This is a genomic window from Aquabacterium sp., assembly GCF_030652515.1.
Taxonomy (GTDB): Bacteria; Pseudomonadota; Gammaproteobacteria; order Burkholderiales; family Burkholderiaceae_C; genus Aquabacterium.
This window is the reverse complement of sequence record NZ_JAUSAR010000052.1, coordinates 1-2743: the sequence shown is the minus strand read 5'-3', so window position 1 is coordinate 2743 and position 2743 is coordinate 1. Positions and strand designations below refer to the sequence as shown.

Genomic DNA, 2743 nt, shown 5'->3' with positions numbered 1-2743 from the left:
CCACCACGGCCATCGTGGACTTGGGCTACCGTGGTGTGGACGCGGAGATCGCGCCCATCGAGCTGATTCACCGAGGCAAGTCCAAGCGGCTGACGGACAAACAACGACGATGGCTGAAGCGGCGCCAGGCGGTCGAGCCGGCGATTGGGCACGTCAAGCAGGATCACGGGATGCAACGCTGCTGGCTCAAGGGATCTGAGGGTGATGCCCTGCACGCGGTGCTGTGCGCAGCGGGCTACAACCTGCGCTGGCTGCTGCGGGCCATCGCCCGCAAGGGCCTGAAGGCCCTTTTTGCGCCTGTTTTATGGCTGGCCGTGCTGGCCGCATGGTTCGTCTCAGAGCTAGGGCAGGCCCGCGATCATGCAGTTATGGCCTCAAATTGAATTTTGCAAGGCCGACAATTGAGTTGAAGTCGTTGCAGATAACAAATCCAAATTAAACAGGCTATGAGCAACTCAACGTATTCTTGCGTCTGTCACCAGCCTAACTGTTTGGTCAAGCTGACGCCAACAGGCTGCGCCTGTTGGTACCCTCCGCTTCGCTCCGGCGCAGCTTACCGCGGGCGTTAGGCTTTTCAAAATGGCCCGGCAACCGCTAATCGAAATCGACCTGAGCACCGTGTCCTCATCGCAGGAGTTGCATGCTGCCCTGGCGAAATGTCTTCACTTTCCTGAATGGTACGGAGCGAACTGGGACGCATTCTGGGATGCGATCACTGGTTTAGTGGAAATGCCAATAAGCCTTCACCTCATTGGCTGGAATGAAGTCTCACGACGCCTTCCTCGTGAAGCAAAGCTTTTGCAGGCTTGCTTGCAGGAAATGTCAGCAGAGCATCCAGAGTTGGCATCAAAGGTCAACTACGCCTAGTTATGTTGTACCTCAGTCCCCGCCACCGCATACGAGAATTTCGAGGCCGACCGTGGCTGTTTTCTCTGCCGAGCAATCGTTGCAACGCTTGTTCAGGTTTGGCTCTTCAGCGCCGCATGCCATTGGGCGCAATGCCAATGCTCAATCTGGCTGTCTGTCCTTCGGCAGCCTGCTCATCATCAAGCGGCACCAAGGTGCCACATGCCGTCGCCAAGTAGGCTGTCCGCCCGTCGGCGGTCAGCGCGCGAATCAGTGGTGCCCATGCTCGCCAGCGTCAGGCAGAATCACAGCAAATCAAACACCAAGGGTTGGCTTCATGCAAAGGTTTGAACGTCAGGGCGAGGTTCTTCCCCTCTGCTTCGCGCACCGGCCTAACTGTGCGTTCCAGCGGACGCTGACCCGTTCCTTCGCTTCGGCCATGCCTTATGGGCGCCGCTGAACTTGAGCGTTAGGCTTTTGGTTGCCTTGAAAGTCAGCTATATGGAGCATCTCTGGCCATTGCTACTTCCACCGCCTGGTTGTTTGTCGGCGCTGTTTTCTTTGCTGCTCAGGCGTTGGTCATCTTTCCAGGCCCAGCGCTAATCAGCTCGGTGGTCTGCAACGTAGTGGCATTGCATGGCTCAGTCTAGCTGTCTGCCCGTCGGCAGCCTGCTCATCACCGTTCGGCGCCAAAGTGCCACATGCCATCGCTGTGGCTGCTGCCTGTCCTGCGGCTGGCAGAAAAACGCCATCAGTTCGCAATGGCTGTTCAGGCCATCGCCAAGTCGGCAGTCATCCACTTGCGGTGGTTCACGGCTTGGCGTTTTCCAACGGGTCGCGGCGAACTTGGACCTCTGCAAGAATCAAGTGTCAAACGAGCAGTCCGCCTATCGTCGGCCTGCTGGCACATGTGCATCAGGCAGAATGTCTGCAAATCACCCAAAGGGAGTTCAGGCATGCCAAGGTCAAGCATCCAAAAGCCAAGCAAGGTTTGCTTGTACTCATCGGCTGTTTCTTCTCGCCACAGCCTAACGTGTCGGTCAAGCCGACACCTACAAGCTCCGCTTGTAGGTTCCCTGCGCGCTTCGCGCTCCGGTGCGGCTTACCTGTGGCGTTAGGCTTTTGACATGCGGCGAAAGATCTTTGCTCACGCTGGTGTTCTCGCACTCATTGGTCCGATGAGTTGCCACGCTGTTGAGACTTTGTGTACATCCACCGAGACAGTCTACTTTTCTTGTCAAGTTAATCAGTTGGGCAGGCTTGTATCGCTCTGCGGCACCTCTCTTCAAGCGCCAGAACTCTTTACCCTGCAATATCGCATTGGCAAACGACATCAGCTTGAGCTTGCCTATCCAGTTCCAGCATCGTCATTCTCAACCTCTGGTTTTGAGGTTGGCTACTTTCGTCGCCCAAGAGGCTTCGATACGGAAGTTAGCTTCAGCCACAGCGGATGGTCCTATACGATATTTCATTGGGCTCCACCAGCCGCCCCCGATCCAGACCAAGCGAAAAATGAAAATTACAGGTCAGGCGTTATTGTTGGCCGCAATAAATCCGACCCCGGAACCACAGTGGCATGCTTGTCCTCTCCGTACCTCGGAAAGAACGATGCATTCATTACTCTGGCGGTAACGTATGGCAAGGAGTAGTGCTTGAAGGCTAAAATTTCCAAAAACACAGTGCCTTCGCGCCGCAGCCTAACTTTTTGGTCAAGCCGACACCAACAAGCTTCGCTTGTTGGTGTCGGCTTACCTCGGGCGTTAGGCTTTTAAGCATCACCCATCGCTGAGCGCAAGCCTAGATGCTCAACGAATGGCTCGAAGTCGCGATCACTGAATAGAAGCGAATAGTCGCTTTCAATACATCGCGTCGCAATCAAGGTGTCAATGGTCTTGCG

2 protein-coding genes are annotated in these 2743 nt (G+C 55.5%); both read left to right on the top strand.

Annotated features, from left to right (window positions below; genetic code table 11):
- Positions 1-383: transposase (locus Q7V20_RS06690; RefSeq protein WP_304788466.1), on the top strand; the 383-nt coding region annotated here is incomplete at its 5' end.
- Between the two features lie 196 nt (positions 384-579).
- Positions 580-867, top strand: coding sequence for a barstar family protein (locus tag Q7V20_RS06685; protein ID WP_304788464.1), 288 nt, complete (start codon positions 580-582; stop codon positions 865-867).
- Positions 868-2743 lie beyond the last annotated feature (1876 nt).